At 57.5% G+C, this 610-nt stretch carries 1 protein-coding gene; it reads right to left on the bottom strand.

Annotation, left to right across the window (positions count from 1 at the left end; translation table 11 throughout):
- Positions 1 to 610, bottom strand: a 610-nt coding sequence (locus DJ69_RS08740; protein WP_144050412.1) for an ABC transporter substrate-binding protein, incomplete at both ends; no start/stop codon positions are given.

Below are 610 nucleotides of genomic sequence, written 5' to 3' on the forward strand. Positions count from 1 at the left end.
ATGTACCCTTGAAGCATGTCCTTCTGGTCGATCATCGTGTTCTTCACTTCCTCGATCTGGTCCTCCGAGAGGCTGACCGACGATCCCTCGAAGGCGTCGCGGTACCCGAGGTACAACGCGGCTCCCGACATGGCTTTGAAGTGGTTGTCGTACATGATGATGTTCCCCGAGTACTCGTCGTTGAACAGCATGTCGTAACTCTGCTCGTGGTCCTCGGAGACCTCCCGCGAGTCGTAGGAGTAGCCGTACCACCCGAAGCGGATCGGGACGCCGTACGTGTTACCGCCGCTGGTGAACTGCGACTCCTGGAACCCCTTGAAGACCTCGTAAATGTCCCCACTATTGGTCATCACGTCCTCGTTGACCGGCGCGGCCAGGTCCGCGTCCATCATCTTCGGCACGTAGTTGTTGTTCGGGATCGCGATGTCGTACTGCTCGTTTTGACCCGAGTTCCACGAAGAGAACATCTTCGAAGAGGAGGTCGACTTCGTGATCTCCAGCGTGACTCCCACCTCGTCTTCGATCCTGGATTTGATGTCCGGGTCCGCGTATTCCTCCCACGTCAGGATGTTGATCGTCTGTGATCCACTGCCACCACCGAGCCCACGAG

Origin of the sequence: Halorubrum persicum (genome assembly GCF_002727125.1) — an archaeon.
Taxonomy (GTDB): Archaea; Halobacteriota; Halobacteria; order Halobacteriales; family Haloferacaceae; genus Halorubrum; species Halorubrum persicum.